This window comes from Xanthomonas sp. A1809, assembly GCF_017746015.1.
Taxonomy (GTDB): domain Bacteria; phylum Pseudomonadota; class Gammaproteobacteria; order Xanthomonadales; family Xanthomonadaceae; genus Xanthomonas; species Xanthomonas euvesicatoria.
Genome location: NZ_JAGHWZ010000016.1, coordinates 24,836 through 45,782 on the forward strand (window position 1 = coordinate 24,836; position 20,947 = coordinate 45,782).

Annotated in this window: 21 protein-coding genes and 1 pseudogene; 12 read left to right on the forward strand and 10 right to left on the reverse strand. The window is 63.1% G+C overall.

From position 1 onward, the window contains the following. A complete protein-coding gene (locus J7396_RS18770; protein WP_029820594.1) occupies positions 1-549 on the reverse strand; it encodes a YdeI/OmpD-associated family protein in 549 nt (182 codons plus the stop codon). 107 nt (positions 550-656) lie between these two features. Further along, complete coding sequence (locus J7396_RS18775) at positions 657-1,559, reverse strand: LysR family transcriptional regulator (protein WP_029820593.1); 903 nt, start codon at positions 1,557-1,559, stop codon at positions 657-659. A 100-nt stretch (positions 1,560-1,659) separates the two neighbouring features. Here J7396_RS18775 and J7396_RS18780 point away from each other — a divergent pair, with 100 nt between their 5' ends. The 3 genes and pseudogenes from J7396_RS18780 to J7396_RS18790 all read left to right on the forward strand — a co-directional run bounded on the left by J7396_RS18780 (position 1,660) and on the right by J7396_RS18790 (position 4,589). Further along, positions 1,660-2,493 carry an SDR family oxidoreductase gene (locus J7396_RS18780; protein WP_209261898.1) on the forward strand — a complete coding sequence of 278 codons (834 nt, stop codon included), beginning with the start codon at positions 1,660-1,662 and terminating at the stop codon, positions 2,491-2,493. Positions 2,494-2,650: 157 nt separating this feature from the next. Beyond that, positions 2,651-3,200 (forward strand): annotated as a pseudogene (locus tag J7396_RS18785) (RNA 2'-phosphotransferase). 123 nt (positions 3,201-3,323) lie between these two features. Further along, on the forward strand, positions 3,324-4,589 hold the full coding sequence (locus J7396_RS18790; protein ID WP_209261899.1) for a phospholipase D-like domain-containing protein: 1,266 nt from the start codon (positions 3,324-3,326) through the stop codon (positions 4,587-4,589). Positions 4,590-4,614: 25 nt separating this feature from the next. On the opposite strand, the gene J7396_RS18795 is transcribed toward J7396_RS18790, so the two are convergent. Further along, on the reverse strand, positions 4,615-5,142 hold the full coding sequence (locus tag J7396_RS18795) for a hypothetical protein (RefSeq protein ID WP_209261900.1): 528 nt from the start codon (positions 5,140-5,142) through the stop codon (positions 4,615-4,617). A gap of 272 nt (positions 5,143-5,414) precedes the next feature. Here J7396_RS18795 and J7396_RS18800 point away from each other — a divergent pair, with 272 nt between their 5' ends. Beyond that, positions 5,415-5,621, forward strand: coding sequence for a hypothetical protein (locus J7396_RS18800; RefSeq protein WP_008577177.1), 207 nt, complete (start codon positions 5,415-5,417; stop codon positions 5,619-5,621). After that, complete coding sequence (locus J7396_RS18805; RefSeq protein WP_127170941.1) at positions 5,608-6,714, forward strand: type II toxin-antitoxin system RelE/ParE family toxin; 1,107 nt, start codon at positions 5,608-5,610, stop codon at positions 6,712-6,714. Before J7396_RS18800 ends, J7396_RS18805 begins: the two co-directional genes overlap by 14 nt. A 204-nt stretch (positions 6,715-6,918) precedes the next feature. Here the strand turns inward: J7396_RS18805 and J7396_RS18810 are convergent, their stop codons facing one another. Further along, positions 6,919-7,407, reverse strand: coding sequence for a hypothetical protein (locus J7396_RS18810; protein WP_031425186.1), 489 nt, complete (start codon positions 7,405-7,407; stop codon positions 6,919-6,921). A 700-nt stretch (positions 7,408-8,107) separates the two neighbouring features. On the opposite strand from J7396_RS18810, the gene J7396_RS18815 reads away from it, so the two are divergent. The 3 genes from J7396_RS18815 (at position 8,108) to J7396_RS18825 (ending at position 11,808) form a co-directional block, all read left to right on the forward strand. Next, positions 8,108-8,545, forward strand: a complete 438-nt coding sequence (locus J7396_RS18815) for a DUF6393 family protein (protein ID WP_228729415.1) — start codon at positions 8,108-8,110, stop codon at positions 8,543-8,545. A gap of 16 nt (positions 8,546-8,561) precedes the next feature. Next, positions 8,562-9,494, forward strand: coding sequence for an XVIPCD domain-containing protein (locus tag J7396_RS18820; RefSeq protein ID WP_011349157.1), 933 nt, complete (start codon positions 8,562-8,564; stop codon positions 9,492-9,494). A gap of 694 nt (positions 9,495-10,188) precedes the next feature. Then, complete coding sequence (locus J7396_RS18825) at positions 10,189-11,808, forward strand: alpha/beta hydrolase-fold protein (RefSeq protein WP_209261901.1); 1,620 nt, start codon at positions 10,189-10,191, stop codon at positions 11,806-11,808. A 103-nt stretch (positions 11,809-11,911) separates the two neighbouring features. Here the strand turns inward: J7396_RS18825 and J7396_RS18830 are convergent, their stop codons facing one another. Continuing rightward, entirely contained in the window at positions 11,912-12,310 is a 399-nt protein-coding gene (locus tag J7396_RS18830) for an antitoxin Xre/MbcA/ParS toxin-binding domain-containing protein (protein WP_008574610.1), read from the reverse strand. 319 nt (positions 12,311-12,629) lie between these two features. Between J7396_RS18830 and J7396_RS18835 the strand changes: the two genes are divergently transcribed. Further along, complete coding sequence (locus J7396_RS18835) at positions 12,630-13,061, forward strand: hypothetical protein (RefSeq protein ID WP_029820583.1); 432 nt, start codon at positions 12,630-12,632, stop codon at positions 13,059-13,061. A gap of 18 nt (positions 13,062-13,079) precedes the next feature. On the opposite strand, the gene J7396_RS18840 is transcribed toward J7396_RS18835, so the two are convergent. Then, entirely contained in the window at positions 13,080-13,772 is a 693-nt protein-coding gene (locus J7396_RS18840) for a DUF2306 domain-containing protein (RefSeq protein ID WP_057682237.1), read from the reverse strand. 30 nt (positions 13,773-13,802) lie between these two features. Then, entirely contained in the window at positions 13,803-14,705 is a 903-nt protein-coding gene (locus J7396_RS18845; protein ID WP_209261902.1) for an RluA family pseudouridine synthase, read from the reverse strand. 365 nt (positions 14,706-15,070) lie between these two features. Between J7396_RS18845 and J7396_RS18850 the strand changes: the two genes are divergently transcribed. The 3 genes from J7396_RS18850 to J7396_RS18860 all read left to right on the forward strand — a co-directional run bounded on the left by J7396_RS18850 (position 15,071) and on the right by J7396_RS18860 (position 19,123). After that, positions 15,071-16,621 carry a choice-of-anchor Q domain-containing protein gene (locus tag J7396_RS18850; RefSeq protein WP_181388232.1) on the forward strand — a complete coding sequence of 517 codons (1,551 nt, stop codon included), beginning with the start codon at positions 15,071-15,073 and terminating at the stop codon, positions 16,619-16,621. A 350-nt stretch (positions 16,622-16,971) separates the two neighbouring features. Continuing rightward, a complete protein-coding gene (locus J7396_RS18855) occupies positions 16,972-17,823 on the forward strand; it encodes a hypothetical protein (protein WP_209261903.1) in 852 nt (283 codons plus the stop codon). Between the two features lie 463 nt (positions 17,824-18,286). Continuing rightward, positions 18,287-19,123, forward strand: coding sequence for a restriction endonuclease (locus tag J7396_RS18860; protein ID WP_209261904.1), 837 nt, complete (start codon positions 18,287-18,289; stop codon positions 19,121-19,123). 149 nt (positions 19,124-19,272) lie between these two features. Here the strand turns inward: J7396_RS18860 and J7396_RS18865 are convergent, their stop codons facing one another. The 3 genes from J7396_RS18865 to J7396_RS18875 form a co-directional block, all read right to left on the reverse strand. Further along, the gene (locus tag J7396_RS18865) at positions 19,273-19,530 is read right to left on the reverse strand and encodes a hypothetical protein (protein WP_244669738.1); all 258 of its coding nucleotides are present in this window, start codon (positions 19,528-19,530) and stop codon (positions 19,273-19,275) included. 274 nt (positions 19,531-19,804) lie between these two features. After that, positions 19,805-20,020 carry an IS3 family transposase gene (locus J7396_RS18870; RefSeq protein ID WP_033478871.1) on the reverse strand — a complete coding sequence of 72 codons (216 nt, stop codon included), beginning with the start codon at positions 20,018-20,020 and terminating at the stop codon, positions 19,805-19,807. After that, positions 20,017-20,718 (reverse strand): IS3 family transposase, encoded by a 702-nt coding sequence (locus J7396_RS18875; protein ID WP_209261905.1) that lies wholly within the window; start codon positions 20,716-20,718, stop codon positions 20,017-20,019. The genes J7396_RS18870 and J7396_RS18875 overlap by 4 nt, the downstream gene beginning before the upstream one ends. Positions 20,719-20,947: the final 229 nt, after the last annotated feature.

Consider the following 20,947-nt stretch of genomic DNA (forward strand, 5'->3'; position numbering starts at 1 on the left):
TCAGCCCGCTTTTGGCGTGGGTGCCGCCAGCGCGTGGCTGTACTTGCCGGAGCGATCGAAACAGCACGCACGCCGCTTGCCCGAGGCCAGCATGGCGCATGCGGTGGCGATGCGCTTGCCCCGCGTTTGGGCCTTCTTGCCGGACACCACCCAGAAGATCCAATCGCGCCGCGCCACGGCGGTGATGTCGTCCCAGGTCGCACGCGCGGCCGGATGCGCGGCCAGCGCTGCATGCAGATCGTCCGGCACCAGCGGCTCGGGCTCTTCGGCCACGGGCGTCAGCGCGAGCGCCACCGTCTGTCCAGCGCACACACCGGCTGCCTGCTGCAGGGCGCGTTCGATCGTCAGCCAATGCCCGCCCCGCCCGTCCGGCTGCAGCGTCGCCTGCAGTGGGTGCCCGGCCACCGTCCCGGTGACGCTCACCATGCTGCGCGTGGGCAACGCGTTGCTCGCCGCTGCAGGCAGCAGCAGAAACAGCCAGCTGGCATCGGCCGGCGTTGCCGGTTGCAGCAAGGTGGCAGTGAACCGGATGGCGGCGGCCGGACGCATGGCGCGAACCATAGCACCGCACACCGCCGGGTTCTGCTGTTACTGCCGCGCATTGGCGCACGCGTGATCGTGCAGGCAGCGCCATGGTCGGAGCCGTGAGGTGCGCTTCAGCCGTGCTGCGGCAGCAGCTCCTTGAGCGTCTCGATAAAGGCGCGCAGACCCGGCGGAAGATGCCGATGCCCCGGGTAGTAAAGCACCAGCCCCGGAATGGTGGGACACCATGCGTCCAGCACAGGCACCAACGTGCCGCGTTGCAGCGCGGCGCTGACCGCGTACTCGGGCACGTAGGCGATGCCAAGGCCGGCTTCGGCCGCCTCGCGCATCGGCGCGATCTGGTCCAGGGTGAGCCGCCCGGGCACATCGATCACCACCTCCTCGCCACGGCGCTCGAACTCCCAGTGGTACAGCCGGCCGCTGGGCATGCGATGACGGATGCAGGCATGCCGGTGCAAGGCATCGGGCGTTGATGGAATCCCGGCGCGCGCAAGATAGGCGGGCGCCGCGACGGCGAGGAAACGCGTAGGCCCACCGAACGGTACCGCCACCATGTCCTGCGGCACCGACTCGCTGAAGCGAATGCCGGCATCGCATCCTGCAGCCACGATATCCACCAGCCGGCCTTCGCTCACCAGATCCACCGATAGCGCCGGGTGGCGCGCCAGCACTTGCGGCACAACCTGCTGCAGCAAGACCTGCACCACCACTTCCGGTGCGTTGATGCGTACCGTGCCGGTGGGCCCGCCACGGAAATCGTCCAGCGCCAGCAACGCGTGGTCCACCTCCTGCAGCGCCGGCACCAGCCTTGCGTACAGGCGCTCGCCGGCTTCGGTCAACGACACGCTACGGGTGGTCCGGTGCAACAGGCGCACGCCGAGATTGCGCTCCAGTGCGCTGATCACATGGCTGAGCGAGGACGGCGCCAAGCCCACCTCAGCGGCGGCACGCCGAAAGCTGCGGTGCGTGGCCACCGCAGTGAAGGCGACCAGATCGTTGAAGCCGGGCTTGGACATTGGTGGCAAAACCGCATCAAGTCATTCGAATTTTATGGCATAGACCCAACAATTCCCGTTTCCTAGAGTGACGCCTTCTCCAGCGAACAAGGCCACTCCCATGTCCAAGACCTGGCTCATCACAGGCGCATCGTCCGGCTTCGGCCGCCTCCTGGCAGAGACCGTGCTGGCGCGCGGCGACCGGATCGTCGCCACCGTCCGCAAACCACAGGCGCTGGCCAATCTGCAGGCCCGGTATGGCGATGCAGCGACGGTGCTGCAGCTGGATGTGCGCGAGACTGCGGCCGTGCACGCAGCGGTGGCGCAGGCATTCGCAGCGCTGGGTCGCATCGATGTGGTGGTCAGCAATGCCGGATACGGCACGCTGGGCGCGGCCGAGGCCGCCACCGAGGCGCAGGTCCGCGCGATCATCGACACCAACCTCATCGGCTCCATCGCAGTGATCCAGGCAGTGTTGCCGCGGCTGCGCCAGCAGGGCGGCGGGCACGTGGTGCAGGTGTCATCGGAAGGTGGGCAGATCGCCTATCCCGGCTTCAGCCTGTACCACGCCAGCAAGTGGGGCATCGAAGGCTTCGTCGAGGCCGTGCAGCAGGAAGTGGCCGGCTTCGGCATCCACTTCACCCTGGCCGAACCCGGCCCGGCCCGTACCAATTTCGGCGCCGCGTTGGTGCGCACCCACATTCCTGCCGACTACGCCGACACGCCGGTCGGGGCGCTCAGCCGCGCACTGGACGATGGCAGCTGGGTCATCGCCGGCGACCCGCAACGCATGGTCGAGGCGATGATCGCCAGCACCGAACACGCCCCGCCACCGCGGCGTCTGGTGATGGGTGCCAGCGCCTACCATTCCATCCGGCAGGCCCTGGGCGCTCGCTTGGCCGAACTCGAGGCGCAACGCGGCATTGCCCTGTCGACCGACAGCCCGCTACCGTGATGCGGCAGACGCAGACGCAGACACGGAAGTGGGTGTCGATGTGCCTGCGCGACGGCGCACGCAGACACGCGCTGCATGCCGCGCATCGTGCAGTGCGTGGGGTCTGCGCAGCGCGCGGCGGTAGACTCGCATCCACGCACCACACCCAGCACTGCACATGCGCTCGCTGCACACCGAGACCAGCAAGTTCCTCAGCTATGTCCTTCGCCATGCACCGCAGTCCATCGGGCTGATACTGGATCGCGAAGGATGGGCCGACATCGATGCCCTGATCGCTGCCGCCACTGCCGCTGGAAGGGCGCTGGATGCAGACCTGATCCGTGCAGTGGTCTTCAGCAACGACAAGCAGCGCTTTGCGCTGTCTGCCGATGGTCGGCAAATCCGCGCAGTCCAAGGCCACTCCACAGCGACCGTCGCTCTGGTGCATGTGCCGCGCACACCGCCATCGATGCTGTACCACGGCACCGCGACCCGCTTTCTCGAGGCGATCCTTGCCCAAGGCCTGCAGCCCGGGCAACGCCATCATGTGCATCTGTCCGCTGATCCCAAGACCGCCACCACGGTCGGCGCACGGCACGGCGCACCTAGTGTGCTACGCGTGCACAGCCTGCAGATGCACGAGGACGGCCATGTTTTTTTACCAGGCCGACAACGGCGTCTGGCTGACGCGGCATGTACCGCCGAACTACCTGCATCTGGTGCAGTGAGGCAGACAGCACATCGCGTGCATGCCACCACCTGCTGCTGCCCCTTCACAAACCCCATGCCACCGGCCTTGCCAAAATGCCGGCCGCTTGCGCCCGCAGTGGCGGGACATCGGAGTGGGATGCATGACATGGATCATCGTGGCCGCCGTGGCGGTCACCTTGCTGGTGGGGCTGCTGCTGCTCAACTTCGCCACGCCGGAGAAAAAGCTCGAGCACATCCCCAAGCACCTGTACGACGTTGCCGATCCGCAATTCAAACGCGAGATGTCGGTGTTGCTGGGACCGGCCATCCTGCCGGGCAACAGGATCGACGTGCTCAATAACGGCCGCGAGATCTTTCCGGCCATGCTGGAGGCCATCGGCAGCGCGCAGCACACCATCACGTTCGAAACCTATATCTATTGGTCGGGCGAGATCGGCCGCGAGTTCAGCGACGCCTTGTCCGAGCGCGCGCGTGCCGGGGTGGATGTGCGGGTCACCATCGACTGGGGTGGCAGCCTGAAGATGGACCATGCACTGGTGGACACCATGACCGAGGCCGGCGTGGAGGTGCATCGCTACCGCCCGCTGGCCTGGTACAACCTGCATCGCATCAACAACCGCACCCACCGCAAGTTGCTGGTGATCGATGGCCGCATCGGCTTCACCGGTGGGGTCGGCGTGGCCGACCAATGGATGGGCGACGCGCAGGACCCTGAGCATTGGCGCGACACCCACTACCGCATCGAGGGCCCGGTGGTGGCGCAGGTGCAGACCGCCTTCAACGACAACTGGATCAAGACCACCGGCCGTGTGGTCAACGGCGCGCAGTATTACCCGGCGTTGGAGGCTGCCGGCGACAGCGATGCGCAGTTGTTCGTGGCCTCGCCGGCCGGCGGCAGCGAAAGCATGCACCTGATGTACCTGATCGCCATCGCCGCCGCACGCAGCAGCATCGACCTGGCTGCGGCGTATTTCGTACCCGATGCCTTGATCACCCGCTCGCTGCTCGAAGCACGTACGCGCGGCGTGCGCATCCGGGTGCTGCTGCCCGGCAAGCATATCGATGCCGTCTCGGTGCGGCTGGCCTCCAAGGCCAGCTGGGAGCCGCTGCTGCAGGCCGGCATCGAGATCCACGAATACCAGCCCACCATGCTGCATACCAAGCTGCTGATCATCGACGGCCTGTTGGTGTCGGTAGGCTCCACCAATTTCGACATCCGCTCGTTCCGCCTCAACGACGAGGCCAGCCTGAATGTCTACGACCGCACGCTGGCCGCACGCATGACCGAGGTATTCGAACGCGATCTGCAACGTGCCGAGCAGTATTCGCTGGAGCGCTGGCGCGCGCGGCCGTTGCGGCAAAGGCTTGGCGAGAAACTGGTGTTCCCGTTCCGCTCGCAGGTGTGAGCGCGCAGGGCCAATCGCGGCGGGGTCAGCGTACCGCCCCCGCAGCGCCTGCCTGCAGGCGCAGCTGGCGCAGCCGCCACCACAACCCGCCCACGTGCACCAGCGAATACAGCACCAGTGCCGCGGCAATCCCCAGGGTCAGCGGGCTGGCCTGCGAACCAGCCGCCGCCGCACCGGCAGTGAACGCGCCATCGGCCCAGCGCCAGGCCAGGCGCCCCAGCAACACCAGCATCAAGCCGCCGCCGATCCAGGGATTGGGCGTGTACCAGCCTTGGCCATCCACCCATTCGGCATGCGTGTAGCGCAGCGACAGCGCACCCAGGCCGATGCCGACCAGCGCGCCTGCGGCAATGCCGAACCGCACCTGCGGCAAGCCGTACACCGCGAACGCCAGTGCTGCCACCGCGATCAGCAGCACCGCGCTGCGCACCGCCGTGGCCACCGGCTTCCATTGCTGGCGCCCGAAGCTGCGCCGGATGCGCCGGTAGTAGAGGTAGCCGATGGCGGCCATCGAGAGATACGGCGTCAGGGGTGCGATGGCAGCGGCAGGCATGGCGAGTCCTTTGCGAATGAGTGAAGCGACCCGCGCAGAATGAAACCAGCCGTGGGCCCGAACAAGGTGCCAAGTGTCACTTTCTGCAGGCGGCAGCACTGCCGGTCGCTGCCCGGCATCGGGCATGCGGTTAGGCCGTGCGCCACCCAGACCGCTGCTGCGCAGGCGCTTGCCGCCTGCCCGGTGAACGCCGCGCGCGGACGCCGGCGCCTGCCACACGCGAACAGGAGCGGCGCGGGTAGACTTGCGCAGTGCTCCCCCACCGCCGTGCCATGTCCGCCATCAAGCAAGACGCCCACATGCTGATCGACACGCTGCCCGAGACGGCTGGATGGAGTGACGTGGTCCGCGTCGTGGCCGACGCCAGCTTCCAGGCCGCGGTGCAGGACGGCATTGCCGCTGCAGATCAGGGCGCGTTGACGACTCCGGCACAGGTGAGCGCACTGTTCGCCAGATGGGGCGTTGATGTTACGGCGTGACTGGACCGTCCCGGCCGCCACGCAGCTTGCACACGCCCAGGATCACTACCACGCGCTCAACCCGACCGCCGCTGCCGCGATGGCGCGGCAGGTGCTGGAAGCCACCCGCACCCTGGCCGAGCAACCCGGCCGTGGCCGCGTTGGCCGCGCGCCCGGCACCCGCGAATGGGTGGTCAAGCAGACCCCGTACGTGCTGGTCTACCGCGTGCGCGAGGGCGCCCTGCAGGTGCTGCACGTCCATCTGGATGCCAGCGACTGGCTGCCCCGCACCGAGCCGCTGATCGAACGCATCGAACCGTGGATTGCCGCGCTGATCAGCGCGCTGCTGCACGTGCTGATGTTGCTGATCCTGCTGTCGGCCTCCACCCCCACCATGACCCCGCCGCAGGGCTCGGCCAGCGGTGGACGCATCAAGGTGGATTTTGTCGGCGACACCTCCCAGCCCGATCAGCCGGTGCCCTCGCCCACCCCGGTGCCACCGACATCCACGCCCGTGCAGCCGCCACCGGCGGCCTCGCCGGTGCAGTCCACGCTGGTGCAGCAGGCCAAAAATCCGGTGCCGCGGCAGGGCGATACCGCGCAAGGCAGCCTGGCCGAACGCCGCCAGCCGCGTCGCCAGCAACGCCCCACCCCGCCGCAACCGCCCGCACCGCCGGCGGCATCCGCACAGCGCCGCCCGGACACCTGGACCGGCAGGCCGCCGGGCATGCTCGACGAACCGGCCGACGGCGCCGAAGACGGCATGGCCAACACCCCCACCATCAGCCAGGGCCGCCGCAACGACCGCAACAACGCCCAGCCCAGCCTGGATATCGGCGGCTTCCAGGTCTATTACGACGTGCGCAGCGAAACCCAGCTGCGCGCCTGGAAAGAACAAGGCATGCAGGAAATCGCCATCATCCTGCCCGGCACCCAGCAACGCATGATCTGCCCGCTGGATGTCGCGCTCAAGCGCGGCTCCAGCAAATGCCGCCTGCTGCCGCCGGATTCGCCCGAACTGAAGTCCATCGGCGACGCCCGCGAAGTCATCAACATGATGGAGGTTTACCGCCAGGGCGAACCGGTCTGGCGTGGGCCGGGGCCGTATCGCTGAGGGCTGGTTGCCTGCCACACATCGCGGCAGGCAACCACGCCGCTTGCTCGGATATGGCGTCCCGGACAACGCCACCGCTCGCCCATCGCCAGCGTCCTGTGCTGGGCACATCCTGCTCCGGGAACGCGGCCGCTTAGCGATTGCTCGAACGCACTGAAGCCCTGGTCGGCTGGCCCGTCCGGCGGCGACTGGGATGCTGCAACATCAACGCCCCTGGTCCTTTCCAAGCTGGCTGCTCAAGGCTCCCTGGAAGGGCGCCGGATCGCTGGTGACCAGGCAGTTGTAGCGCTTGTCGCTGTTGAGCACGAGCACGGACGACTTGGGGTCCTTGAAATTCAGCCCGACCGAGAACAGCACATAAGTGTTGGGCAGTGCGCTCGGCCGGAACGCACCAAACGCATACTCGCCGGACAACCCCAACGGCGACAGCGGCACCGTGAGCATCAGCGGCTGCGTGGCAACAGGCGATGGCAGCGACGCCGAAGCGGTCATCATCTTCGACTGCACATCGATGGAATAGGTGGTGGTGACGGCCACTCCCAGGTATTTGGACGTCGGCTCGGCAACCTGCTTGCGACACGCGGCAACATCTTCGGGCTTCTGATCCTGCTGGCCGTTCTGCAGCGTGGCGAAGACATGGCGCAACGTAACCGTTTCCTTCCCTGGCACCGCTGCGGCAACAGCTGCGCTCATACACAGCACCATCGCCACAAGCGAGAGGCTGCATGCCGCAAGCGCACAGCGACGGTTTTTTTTCTGGATCATTTTGATCACTCCTGAGTGTGAGTTTATGGTGTAAGGACGATCAGCGGCCACGGTTTGTAGTGCGATGTACTGCGCTTTGAAAGAGCACGCAGTGCCATTTGCGAACATCTCAAACAGCAGATAATCGCTTGCGCTTTTGACGATTAGATACGGCGTTGAAGGTAATTCCAGATCTCCATCGATGTTTAATCGATTACTTTCTGGTGCAGCGATTTTGAGTTTCTGCAACATGCCAACCCGACAAATCGTCTCAGCGATTTCGTTACGTGATGCAGTTTTGATTTTCAGAGGAGAACAAACCGGGTTCGGTCGATCGAGCTAGAAAACAACTGAGACAGAACGGATCCGTCACTTAGTGAGCGACTCGGTACGTCAGGGCCGCTACTGAAGTCTGAGCGTCTATTGATGACTCATGGATTGCTCTTACTCACCGATCCATGCTGGGCTTGGCCCAGAAGCGTCAGCGCAAAGCCCCATTGACAATCCGCTCAACGACTATCGGCTCTTGAGAGCTTGTAGTAAGCTGGCAGCCGTCCGCCTGAACGCTACTCGGTTTTCGAGCTTGGCCGAGAAGGACAGTATCTCGCGGATATTCGAATCACGTGATTAGTCGCATCAGGAGATCGCCATGCCACGCATCATGTCGAAGGGCTTGGCCGCAACACTTGCACTTGTCGGGGTTGCGGTACTTCCACTTTCGTCCTGCGCCAATGCGGACAATGCGCGCACTACTTCGACACAGGAAGACCCCTCGATGACAGGAGCCAGCCCAATGTTTGACGAGATTTATGCTTCCCAAAAACCCGTTCGATTCGAGCAGATCGATGTGAGCAATATCGTTACGAAATACATACCGTTGGGCACTACAAAGGCGTCGGTGCTAGAGACCTTCGGTAAATCTCCAACCTCGAAGGTCGTTGAAGACACCGAAAGCAAGATTGTCGTCAGGGACAACAAGGGACAAGCGATGTTGGATCCCGATGCACGTTCCGTAGTGATGACTTTTTCTTTGGATGCCGACGGCAAGGTGACACACGTCGAAGCCGTTCATATCAAGAATCAGTAAGCCACAGGAGCATGTCATGGATGAGAAGATCGAAGTCGGGTACCGGAATATCGGGGCTGCTCTCGGCAAGGAATACCACCACAAGTTCCTTCTCTACACGGACAAGGAGGGCAACCAGCGCACTATTAGCGGCTGGACTGGCGATGAGCGACCTGGATTGCCGTACGGACGGATGCACGTTGAGACTAACCTCCCCTATGACCGAAACAACCCTGATCATCGGGACAATCCGAATGCAATTGGCCAAAAGCAGTATCGGGAAGAGATTGCAAATGGCGCGGACTTGTCCGGAACGTGGGGCCGCATGGTCGCTAATGCCAGGAGTAAGGATGACAAATATCCCTACGATCCCCTGCTGCAAAACTCAAACACACTCGCTGATAGCGTTCTGCGGGACGTGGGTCTTCAGGAACCGAAAAACGACGGAGTCTTAGGACATTGGGCGCCTGCATCGGGGCGACAGCTGGACGAGTCGGTCCAGCCCGCGGTACCAGGTCTAGGTAATTCAGGACGTGCCTTTAGTGCAGGTGGAGCACCTCTCGATCCGCAACAAGAAGCCCGGCTGCGTGATGATCCATTGTTCAAACAGGCTCTTGCTGGACTCGACAAGCTGGGTCCAGATGCTGGTGTTTACACCAATCAGCAAGACAAGGAGCGGATTGCCGGCGCCCTGGCTGTCCAGGCAAAACTTAATCGTCCGCCTCTGCCCGAGATCCAAGAAGTCGTTCCAAGCCAAACTAATGGCAATGTCTTCGCAACTTATAAGAATCCAGGAAATGACATGGACCTCCTGCGCACCCATGTCGACAAAGGTGAGGCCGTCAAGCAGCCGTTGGCAGAGAACCTGCAGAAGCTGGAAACCGCAAACCAGCAAGCTGTACAGCCCCCCGCACAGGAAGCATCACGCTCGATAGATCAACCAAGTCATGGCGCACTCGGATTGCGATAAGCACGGCGAACTGGTTAGTTGCATATGATTACAAGCGCAAGAAACATAATCAAAATCAACTTGTATTGTGGACGTGCTCCGGGCCCGTCAACATAGCGCTCGACGAGTCTGGACCGTCATATCGGCATTGCCAGCAATTAGCCCACGCGATCAAGCGTTGGGCTGTCGGACAAGTGCACCGGAAGCTGACTGCCGGCATCGACGACGTTGTCTGCACCGAGTGGCACAGGGAAGAAGTAGGAATTATCAGTTCGCCACTCTACCAGTAGACAAGCGTCCATAGGTCGCTTTCTACCGGGTCGCAGCGATGCATGAACTTCTAACTACAAATATCGCCATATAACTTATCTGACGCCTGTCTGCTGCTTGCCTATCGATGTCTTGAGCTCCACTCGCAAATTCGACGTGACCTGGATATCCGGTTGCCTCAGCAGTTCAGACAGTCGATCTAACTGCATGGTATCTGTGCTGTATCAGCTGCGCTGAGCTAGTCCGCCCTCACCACAAACGCCTTGAACACATACAACTCTAGCCACTCTTGCGCCGCAAGCGACCCCAACCTGAGCGCGTAAAATACCTGGATTGGATGCGCTGACCTCATCTCGCCCACAGCGCGCGCAGCTCCCCCAGAAACTGGCTACAGTCCGCACAGGGCCACCAAGCCCACCCCACACATCCGCTTTCAAGGATCTGCATGTCCCTGCATCGTCTTGCCCCGCGCCTGGGCCTGGCCGTCGGCCTGTTGTGCGCTTGTGTCTTACACGCCGCCGAGCCGGCACCGGCGCATCGTCTGCTGCGCGTCACCCTGGGCGGGGCGACCGACCATGCCACGTCCGGGCGCCTGCTGGTGTTCGCCACCCTGGCCAAGGATGCCCAGGCGCAGGCCAAACAAAGCGGGAAGGACGGCAAGGTGGAGGAGGTGAATATGAATCCCTTCCGCCCTACCGCAGTGGCGGTGGCCGCGCAGGAGGTCACCGCGCTGGCACCCGGCGGCAGCGTCCAGATCGATCTGGACAACATCGCCTTCCCGCGCGGGTTTTCTGCGCTGCCGGCCGGCGATTATCTGTTCCAGGCCGTGCTCGATCCGGGTGGCAGCTATGGCTACAGCGGCCGCGATGGCGGCGATCTGCTGAGCGAGGTCACCGCCGTGACATTGGCCAACGGCAAGGCGCTGCCGGCGCTGACCTTGAGCAAGCAGGTGCCGGTCTCGGACGATCCGTGGCAGGTCTCGCCACGCGCGCCGCAGGCGGTGCGCGATGCGGTGCCCGAAGCCAGGCTGCATAGCGCCGATGCCTCGATGGTGAGTCCGTCGCTCAGCGCGTTCTGGGGCCGACCGGTGTCGCTGCGCGCCCGTGTGCTGACGCCGCCCGACTACAACGCCAAGGCCGCCACGCGCTATCCCACCGTGTATGTCACGCATGGCTTCGGCGGTAACTACAACCGCTTCGCCGGCAGCATTGCATCCACCTGGAGCCTGATGGCGGCCAAGCAGATACCGCCGATGATCTGGGTCTTCCTGGATCAGTCCACGCCCACCGGTACCCACGAGTTCGCCGATTCGGTCAATAACGGCCCGTGGGGCACCGCGCTGACCGAAGAGCTGATTCCGGCGCTCGAGCGTCAGTACAAGATGGACGGCAAGGCCAGCGGCCGCTTCTTGAACGGGCATTCGTCCGGCGGCTGGGCCACGCTGTGGTTGCAGACGCGCTACCCCAAACTGTTCGGCGGCACCTGGTCCACCTCGCCGGATTCCAGCGATTTCCGTGACTTCACCGGCCCGGATTTGTACGCGCCCAATGCCAACGTCTACCGCCGCGCCGACGGCAGCCAGTTTCCGCTGATCCGCGACCACGGCAAGGTGCTGGCCGATCTGGAAACCTTCGCCAAGCTCGAACGGGTGCTCGGCCCGTACGGCGGCCAGCTCACCTCGTTCGAGTGGGTCTTTTCGCCGCGCGGCGCCGACGGCCGCCCGCTGCCGATGTTCGACCGCGACACCGGCAAGGTGGACCCGGCCGTGGTGGCCTATTGGCGTACCCACTACGACATTTCCGCACGCGTGGCCGCGCAATGGCCCACGCTCAAGCCGGACCTGGACGGCAAGATCCATGTGATCGTCGGCACCGCCGATACGTTCTACCTGGATGGCGCGGCGCATAAATTCCAGGCGGTGCTCGATGGCCTGGGCGCCAAGAGCGATTTCCGCTATCTGGAAGGCCGCACCCACTTCGATCTCTACACCGAGGGCGACGACAACGACGCGCTGATGAAGAAGATCGCCGCAGAGATGTACGCAGTGGCGCGACCGAAACGGTGAGTGGCTGAGATCATCGCGTTGCACACGGCTACGCGCGCGTGCAACGCCCGCCGCAACCGCACCGCGCATGCCGGACCGCATGCACGGCGGTGTCGATCAGGCATCAGGCAGAGCGCGGCAATTCCCATTCCACCTGCTGGCGCAGCACCAGCAGCAGCACCTGGATGCGCCCGCCACGCACCATCGCCGCAGGCGTCTGGCCGTCGAGGGCATTCATGGGTTGACGAAACCAGCGGATCAATGCCTCGTTATTGCCACCGTTCAAGGCCCACGCGTGGCAAACGATTTCGCCCAGGTTTTCGATGCCGGCGGTGCCAAGCAACTTGAGGTGTTCGGGGGTGAACGCAAACATCGACAGCACCAGCTCGGCGTCGGCCGCCTTGCCGTGGTCCACCTGCATCTGCTCGCTGTGCGCGGTGCTGTAGAGCGCGCCCTGCGCGCGAAAATCTTCGGCGCGCCGCATGCCGGTAAGCACTGCTGCGATGAGGTCGGCGCGTTCCATGGGTTGTCCAGCTGAGTACGTGCGCGCACGCTAACCGGGCCGCTGCTGCCGCTCAATCGGGAGACTCCTGACAGCCGCCAGGCGCGTCAGCGGCCGTTGCGTGATGCAGCGCGGCGCGGCGGCCCGGCGTGGAACACGCGTGCTGGCCGGCGCATCGCCTGCACGGCGTCGCCCGCGCCTGCCCGCCTTCGCAGCACTTAACGCAGCGGTTGCTAGCATCCGGGCGCGTCACTGGCAGCAGCCCGCGCGTGGATGGGCTGCAGTGTTGGAGTCTCACCTCATGAGGAGTTGTCAGATGCCCTGGAAATCCGCCCTTGCCATGCTTGCCCTGTCCACCGCCGCGCTGCCGGCGCTGGCCCAGTCCGACCGCCAGGTGGTCGAAGACATGCTCACCCGCTCGGCCAATGTCTGCCCCGGCCACAGCACCGAACGCACCACGCCCACCGTCAAGGCCGTGCCGGTCGGCGCGCTGCGCGTGATGCTGGAACGCGGCCTGGTCATGTGCCCCGACCGTCGCCTGGACGCCGCAGCACCGGCCGTGTTCTACGGCCGCCTGGGCGTGTTCGCCTGGAACCCGGACGTGAAAGCCGGATCCACCGTCATCGCCAAACAGATCGACAGCATGACCCGCAAGGACGAATACCCCACCGACACCCTGGTGTGGGACGCCAAGGGCACCGCGCTCAAACAGCAGACCGTGCCGATGTTCGAACCCAGGCCGGGTGCGGCGGTGTTGTACAAGGTGCGTTGAGGCGTGCCGAAGCGGGTTTCAGCCACGCGTCGATGACGACCGCGGCACCTGGCGCGGCACAGCGATGCGCCTGCGCCAGGGCCTGGTCAGTGCCCGGCGGGTTGCCGCCACGTGGATCAGCACCGGCACCGCCCAGCTCGCCCAGAGCAGCGCGGCGATCGTGCCGGGCGAAGGCACCACCCCGGCCCCAACTGCTGCATAGAGCGCGATGCGAAACACCACCGGCGCCAGCGTCACCAGATATGCCCGCACCATCCAGCGCCGGTGCCGGTCGAGCTGCCCGCGGCCGATGGCCAGCAGGCCGACACATGCCACCGCCGCCCATGCCACTTCCGTCGCTGCGAAGGCAACGCGGATCGTCGTCGGCGCGGGCGAGGTAGCAATCAGCCCAGTGGCGCCAAGCATGGCCACCAGCATGCCGGCGACGTACGCCCGCCCAGTCCAGCGATGCACCCATGCCTGTCTGCGCCAGCGTTGCGTGGCGAACTGCAACGTGCCAAGCGCAATGCCCACCGCACCACCGCCGAGGTGGCACCACAACCAACCGCGGCGAGTCAGAAACATGCCATAGGCCGGCGAATCCATTGCGGCATACTTCAGATACACGTGCCGCACGAACTCACCGGCGAACACGGCCAGCGCAAGCCAGAGCAGCGCCCACAACAAGCTGGTCGATCGCCGGTAACGGGAGACCGCAACACCATCGCGCATCGGATCGACGTGCATGTCCCGCTCCTTCGGTCAGCCAGCGGCAGAGTGCATCGGCCCCACCGTTGCGGTGAAGTGCCTCGGCTCACCGGTCAGCGGGTCATCGAACGCCAATGTATGCGCGAACAGCTGCAGCGGGCGTTCCGGGTCATCGGGCCGCTGGGCTTCCAGCTCGGGATAAAACCGGTCGTGCAGGATCGGCGCACCCAGCGCGGCCATGTGCACACGCAGTTGATGCTTGCGCCCGGTCACCGGCTCCAGCCGATACGTCCAGGTGTCTGCGTTGCGTGCGACCACCTCGATCACCGTCTCGCTGTTCGCTTCGCCCACGCCCTCGCGCATGCGGAAGAACGGCTCCCCCGGCTCCAACAGGCTGCGGTGCACATGCGGAAACCTCAGCTGTGGCAGCGGTGGTGCCACCGCCAGGTAGTGCTTGCGGATGCGCCGTTGCCGAAACAAGGCCTGATAGATCCCGCGCGTGGCAGGGTTGGCCGAGAACAGCACCAGCCCCGCGGTTTCGCGATCGATGCGGTGCAATGGCACCAGCGCCGGATTGTCCAGCCGCCGCACCAGTCGCGTCAGCAGCGTCTCGCGCACGTATGCACCGGCGGGTGCCACCGGCAAGAAGTGCGGCTTGCAGGCCACCACCAACTGCGCGTCGGCATGCACCACGGTCTCGACATAAGGAATCACCGGCTCATCGGCGACCTCGCGGAAATAGCGGATGTCCGCACCCACGCGATACGGTGCCGACAACGCCAGGGCCTGGTCGTTGGCATCGCGCACCAGGCCGCGTGCGAAGCGGTCGCGCCAACGCTCGGCCGCGATCGCCGGAAAACACGCGCATAGCGCTTCGAAGATCGAGACCCACGGGCCGGCAGGCAGCTGGAAGCGGCTGGCCGGCGTGCCATCGTAGGTACGGGGTGCATCGGGCATCGCCGGGATCGCAACAGGATCGAGAGTGCAGCATGGTAACGCGCGATGCGGCGACGCACTGCATGCAGCGTAGCAGTTGCATGCAGCAGTGCAGCATCGGTCGATCGCTGCAGTGGCCGTAGTCGGCATGCGCGAAGCGATGTGCGCCCGCGCGATGGCGCCGCATCGACGCGTGGTGTGATGGAACTTAGGTTGGAAGCGCGATGCGTGTGATCGCGCCGCATGCCACGCCTCGATCGCGACGCTGCGGCTTGCAATACACCTGTCATCAAATCCGTTGACGTTGCGTACGTGCAACCGGCTCTCCTTCGATCCCTTTCTCAAGCAGGAACATCACCATGCGTTCAACACTTCACGCCACCGTCGTGACGGCGGGGCTTCTTGCGCTGGTCACCACCAGTGCGGCCATCGCCGCCGTGCCATCGGTGGCGCAATGCACCACGCCGCAGCCGTGGGCGCACTCCAATGCCGGCGTGGTGGTCGGCAACGGTACGGCCGCCAGTTGTACCGCCAGCGCTCTCGCCACTGCGGTGGCGCAAGGTGGCTATGTCACCTTCAACTGCGGCACCCGTGCAGCCAGCATCGCCGTCAACCAGACCATCAACATCAGCGCCAGCACGCCAACGGTGATCGATGGTCAGGGCAAGATCACCCTGGATGGCCGCCAGGCCGCGCGCATCTTCCAGGTGCAGAACGGCAATGCGCTGTCGGTACGCAATCTCAAACTGCAGAACGGCAGCTCCGTGCAGCCGGCATCCAATACACAGTACGCGCCCGGCACCTGGGGCGGTGGCGCGATCAAGGTCAGCTACCGCGGCAAGCTGGAAGTGATCAACAGCCAGTTCCTGGGCAACCGCAGCAGCATCGGTGGCGGTGCCATCTTTGCCGGCAGCGATACCGACGTGACCATCGTCAAGAGCGCGTTCTCCAGGAACACCTCATGGCTGGGCGGCGCGCTCTACACCCAGCTCAGCCGTCTGACCATCGTCAATTCCGAATTTGTCGGTAACCAGGCCATCAATGCGCCGGCCGGCTTCCCCGATGCCGACCAGTTCGGTAACAGCGGCGCGATCGACACCGACGGCGCCTCGCTCGCCGGCTACCTCAACGCCGCTGCCGGTGGCGCAACGCTCTCGGTGTGCGGCACGGTGGTGCGCAACAACAGCGCGGCCAACAGCGGCGGCGGCGCCACGTTGTGGGCGTATGCGCCCGACACCATCGACGTGCGCTACTCCACCTTCGCCAACAACATCGCCTATGGCGGCCCGGCCGGCGGTGCGCGCATCAGCCTGGGCTTCGGCGACACCACGCACTCCGGCACCACCATCACCACGCCGGGCATCATCAACATCGAAGAAACCAGCTTCATTTCCAACCGCGCCGAAAAGAGCAATGCCGGTGCCTTGTACATGGACTGCTACGGCCCGTCCTGCAATGTCAGCAACAGCACCTTCTACGGCAACTACGCTAAAGGTGTGGGCGCGGCGATCCAGCATGTAGGCTGGCAGCCGTCCAATGGCGACCAGGGCAAGACCACGGTGCGCTTCAACAACGTCACTTTCGCCGAGAACACCCCCGGGTCCACGTTGTTCGGCAGCGGCTTCGACATCCGCAACAGCGTCTTCTACTCCAAGACCGAGCGCGCCTTCTGCAGCGACCAGAGCAGCACCGGCAACAACCTGATCGAGTACTCCGCTGCGGGCGGCTTGTTCCATAGCTGCCTCACCACCGGCCTGGCACGCGCCACCGACCCGCTGCTGGGCGCACCCGCCGCCAATGGCGGACCCACGCCTACCCAATTGCCGGCGGCCAATAGCCCGGTGCGCAACCTTGGCACTAGCTGCCGCACGATCGACCAGCGTGGTGTTGCGCGTGATACCGCGGTGTGCGATGTGGGCGCGGTGGAAATCAAGTAAATCGAACTGCGTGTCCTGCTCCCCTGGCGAGGACGCGCATTGTGTGGCCGAGTGGCTTAAGCCTGCTCGGTCATGCGATCAAGGATTCCCAGGGCCGGCCCCTTTGTGACGGCGACTGCGTCTTCGAATCTGGTCTTGTTGTGATGCACGGCTTGCTCAACCGCTGGAGCCGATCAAGCTGCATGTTGAAATCTTGCGCAGTTCCGGATTTGGTCAATGCGCAGCTGCACGCAAAAGCGCAGCAGCGATCTACTTCGTTTGCTGCGGCGGCGTTTCGTCCCTAAAAAAATAGTTAATTGCCGAGGAATTACGATGTCTTGAGTTGTTTCACCATAACCTCGTAGGAAAAGATGATTAATATTTACTTCGCGCGTCGAGATACGTCTCAAAAGAAAATGGGACGTGCACGTCGCGGCTCTTTGATCGCCGTTAGTGTCCTGGCGTTCCTTGCGTCTGCCTCGGCGCTTGCTATCGATCAGGCCAGACTCCGGCAGCCAGTGGTCGGCGGTACGGTGCTGACGATGAGCCTGGGTAACCGCTGCACTGCCGGTCTTGTGCTTAAGCAGACAGGCGTCCTTGCTAACTTGACGCCCTATCGGAGAGCGGTCCGGTTCGTTCTGACTGCAGGTCACTGTGGTGACTACAACAGCACAGTGTCCGTAGATGGGGCAGATCTTGGCTATGTCTCATGGAAATCGAGCGTTTCAGATCTCGAATTGATTCGCGTGGAACCGGTGCTGCATAACTACCGGCATTGCGAAGCGCCATCAACGGGAATTCACTGCACAATCGTTTCGACCTACGAGCCGCGTGCGGTAGGCAAGGTCCTGCTCTCGCGGGCAATTCTTTATCGGTCGCGCGCTGGTGGACTCGATACGATTGCGGTCAATGGCCACACGCCCGCTCCTCCGACTGACCGCTTCTGCACAAGCGGCATGAGCACCGACGTGTTGTGCGACTGGACCGATGCGCGCATTCCTGCAAATTTCCCAGACCCAGGACTCCAAGGACTGCATGCCGCCACCCCGGACTTCGGCGGCCTGACAGGTCCAGGCGATTCCGGCGGACCGGTGGTGAGCTCATCGGGAGTGATGCATGGGATCATTAAAGGTCAATACGATAATCTGAACATGATGTTTTATACATCTACAGCTCAGTTCTTCCGTGAGCAGCCTGATTATACGATTGCACCACCAAACTGATTTCGGCAGTGAGATGATTTGACGAAGTATTCGCCTATCACTCCGGGCCGGCAGCCCCTTCCCCTTCAAGGGAAGGGGTTGAATGGAACGAGTTGCCGCAACTGAGTGTTGCCCGCTTGATCTCAAGGCAGAGAACCTTCAAACCTGCCTCCACCGACGATCCAAAGACTCCGCTCGTAACGATGGCCAAGTTGGCGACCACTAGCCCGCATTGCATCTGGTCATGTTGATCGTCGTATCCGAAAACAATCCGCGCGCAACCCGTTCAAGAGTCGGCTTGCGGCTGCCGATGCAACTGCCGACGTAGTTTTAGCGGACTCAAGCATTGAGATCCGTGTAAGCCTTCCGCGCTGAAGTGCACGATCCTAATCACTTGATGGGGTGCAGATCGCAATAGCATCGTTCGCTTGCTGACAACACGCGTTTCAGCAGTTATGTTCGAACCTGGAACGGGGGTTCTTGCATGGAACGCAGAAAGAAGCAGAGTGGGTTTGAAGCGTTGGCCGCGTTGCCGTGGCCGCTCGGCCTTGTAGCGGGAATCGTTGGGTATCTTGGGGTGCGCTACGGCATCGGCTGGTGGTTCTCCCACCATGGCGGGATGCTGTCGCAAGGGTTTGCCCAACAGTCGAGTGGGGCGTTCGCGCCATTGGCGTGGATGCTGCTCGGCATCTGCTGGCTCGCCGCGCTGTGCTCCTATCTGGGCTCACGCAGCCGGCAACGCTTTCTGGACACACGTACCACCCTGGAGAGCCTGGCCGCTGGCGGCTGGCGCCAATTCGAACGATTGGTAGGCGAAGCATTTCGCCGCCAAGGCTATAGCGTCGAAGAAACTGGCCTGGGCGGTGCAGACGGCGGCATCGACCTGATTCTGCGCAAGGACGGCCGCCGCACACTCGTGCAATGCAAACAGTGGAAACGCCAGCAGGTTGGCGTCAGCGTGGTGCGCGAAATGTACGGCCTGCTGGCACATCACCAGGCCCACGCGGTCAAGATCGCCTGCATCGGCACTTACACGAAAGACGCCGAGCGCTTTGCCGAAGGCAAACCGATCGAATTAATTGGCGGCGAACAGTTGCTGAACATGATCCAAGCGGTGCAGCAGCAAGACACAGGGCAGCCGACGGTGACACCCGCGCGCATCGAGCCTGTCTTTGCTTCACCTGATTCTTCTACTTCTGCAAATCTCGTCAATCCAGGCTGCCCACGCTGCGGCAGCACGCTTGTGCAGAGGACAAACCGGCGCACCGGCCAGAACTTCCTAGGTTGTATCCAGTTTCCCAAGTGCAGAGGAACTTCGTAAGCGAACCTGACCCCCGTTTTTTACAAACTAACCTCGTAGCGCTTTATTTTTTACATCTAGTATTTATATTTATCCAACAGGGAGTGCCGGCCGCATGCAGAAGTCATTTGCCGTCACATCCGCTGGATGCACGACCCAATTGACGAACTTCAACAAAGCATCTTCCACAGCCTCTTCCACGGACACCCGGCACCGCATAGCCAGAGCGTCCTGCCATCTTCCTCGATCAAGCCGAGGCTGCCTTCGACTTCTTTGTAGCCGGGCCAAACTTCAGGCGCAGCCCACAATTGGAAGACACGAAACTCAGCAGGGAAAACATCGCTCAACGTGACCTCAATCCCGTCACCACAACGGACGACACTGACCAGGTAGGGATGCGAGATTTGGATTTGGTCTACAAACGACACGTTAATACTCGGTTGGTCAGCGAATCGCCCGGCGTATGTTTCATCCTGTCATTTCTGCAGACGCAGCCGCGTTATTAGCAACGATCCAGCTGGTGCTTCTGCCGCAAACATCGACGCTGCCAGCAACCCTTCACTTTGCACGAGAATGCTTGGTTTTCATGCGCGGCTCAAGCATACAAAAAAAGCGCCGCAGGGGCGCGCTTGCTGACTGAAAAGCAATTCCCGCTAGGAACGGGGTCAGGTTGGACCATCCCCGATTTCTCGGACCGTTTAATTAAGGAACATCCGTCCTTTCAAACTCGACCGGCGAGCGATAGCCCAAAGCACTGTGCAGGCGCTGGCGGTTGTAGAACACCTCGATGTATGTGAATAGCTTTGCGCGTGCCTCGTCGAGGCTTACAAACTGCTCGTGGTGCGTCAGCTCCTGCTTGAGCGAACTGAAGAAGCTTTCCATCACTGCGTTGTCGTACGGCATGCCTTTGCGGCTCATGCTTGCCACCAAGCCCGCCGCCTGCAACTGCCGCTGATACGCGCCGCTGGTGTCTGCGAGCCCTGATCGCTGTGATGGATGGTGCCCTTTGATGGTCGACGGCGTTGTAGTGCCATCTCCAACGCCGCACTGGCCAGGGCTTGGTCGGCACGAGCGCCCATCGCCCAGCCCGCAAGGTGACGGCTGTGCATGTCCAGTATCGCTGCCAGGTACAGCCAACCGCCGCGGGTGGGCACGAAGGTGATATCGGCAACCCAGACCCGATCACGTCCAGGGCTGACGAAGGGCCATTCCAAGCGGTTCGGCGCCACGATGGTGCGTTGGTAGGTGCTACGCGTGCGCAGATAGCGCTGACGGCGCTTGCTGCGAATGCCGTGCGCTCGACGCAGTCGCTCTACCCGATGCTGGCCACAGGTTTCACCTTGCTGGCGCAGGGCTTGCCACATGCGCAGGGCACCATAGGCTTGATACGTCTGCAGGTGCATGTCTTTGATCCGCTCCAATAGCCGCGCGTTCTCTTGCACACGCGTTCCAGGACGACGTCCGCGCCACGCGTAATAGCCGCTCGGAGATACCCCCAGTGCGTGACAGAGCCGACGCACCCGATATTCGCCTTGCTCACGGATCCAGGCGTACTTCATGGCGGAAACGGGGTCAGGTTGACTTTTTGAATGCATTTGGCCCAATTTTCCTTTCAACCTTCTCCTTGCGTGCAAATGACGCAGGCCGGGGACAGACAAAAAGCACCGTGCGGCACCACTGGCTGGAGCTTCCTCCCCTTCGTTGGGACCCCTATACACCAGATCAGACCACAGCAAACTGGGTCAGGTTGAATTCTAAATGGACCTGATTCTGTTCTTGCGACTTCGTCGAAAGCGCGTGCGTTTCGGCGCGCGATGAGGCGCGGCGATGTTTCGATGAGAAAAT

Bases quoted from the DNA above. Each gene is read 5' to 3' on its own strand.
- J7396_RS18845 (WP_209261902.1), bottom strand. From the start codon at position 14,705: ATGCCCGATGCACCCCGTACCTACGATGGCACGCCGGCCAGCCGCTTC.
- J7396_RS18820 (WP_011349157.1), top strand. From the start codon at position 8,562: ATGGATGAGAAGATCGAAGTCGGGTACCGGAATATCGGGGCTGCTCTC.
- J7396_RS18775 (WP_029820593.1), bottom strand. From the start codon at position 1,559: ATGTCCAAGCCCGGCTTCAACGATCTGGTCGCCTTCACTGCGGTGGCC.
- J7396_RS18795 (WP_209261900.1), bottom strand. From the start codon at position 5,142: ATGCCTGCCGCTGCCATCGCACCCCTGACGCCGTATCTCTCGATGGCC.
- J7396_RS18770 (WP_029820594.1), bottom strand. From the start codon at position 549: ATGCGTCCGGCCGCCGCCATCCGGTTCACTGCCACCTTGCTGCAACCG.
- J7396_RS18810 (WP_031425186.1), bottom strand. From the start codon at position 7,407: ATGAGCGCAGCTGTTGCCGCAGCGGTGCCAGGGAAGGAAACGGTTACG.
- J7396_RS18825 (WP_209261901.1), top strand. From the start codon at position 10,189: ATGTCCCTGCATCGTCTTGCCCCGCGCCTGGGCCTGGCCGTCGGCCTG.
- J7396_RS18855 (WP_209261903.1), top strand. From the start codon at position 16,972: ATGATTAATATTTACTTCGCGCGTCGAGATACGTCTCAAAAGAAAATG.
- J7396_RS18805 (WP_127170941.1), top strand. From the start codon at position 5,608: ATGTTACGGCGTGACTGGACCGTCCCGGCCGCCACGCAGCTTGCACAC.
- J7396_RS18840 (WP_057682237.1), bottom strand. From the start codon at position 13,772: ATGCGCGATGGTGTTGCGGTCTCCCGTTACCGGCGATCGACCAGCTTG.
- J7396_RS18830 (WP_008574610.1), bottom strand. From the start codon at position 12,310: ATGGAACGCGCCGACCTCATCGCAGCAGTGCTTACCGGCATGCGGCGC.
- J7396_RS18815 (WP_228729415.1), top strand. From the start codon at position 8,108: ATGCCACGCATCATGTCGAAGGGCTTGGCCGCAACACTTGCACTTGTC.
- J7396_RS18870 (WP_033478871.1), bottom strand. From the start codon at position 20,020: ATGAGCCGCAAAGGCATGCCGTACGACAACGCAGTGATGGAAAGCTTC.
- J7396_RS18780 (WP_209261898.1), top strand. From the start codon at position 1,660: ATGTCCAAGACCTGGCTCATCACAGGCGCATCGTCCGGCTTCGGCCGC.
- J7396_RS18800 (WP_008577177.1), top strand. From the start codon at position 5,415: ATGTCCGCCATCAAGCAAGACGCCCACATGCTGATCGACACGCTGCCC.
- J7396_RS18835 (WP_029820583.1), top strand. From the start codon at position 12,630: ATGCTTGCCCTGTCCACCGCCGCGCTGCCGGCGCTGGCCCAGTCCGAC.
- J7396_RS18790 (WP_209261899.1), top strand. From the start codon at position 3,324: ATGACATGGATCATCGTGGCCGCCGTGGCGGTCACCTTGCTGGTGGGG.
- J7396_RS18860 (WP_209261904.1), top strand. From the start codon at position 18,287: ATGGAACGCAGAAAGAAGCAGAGTGGGTTTGAAGCGTTGGCCGCGTTG.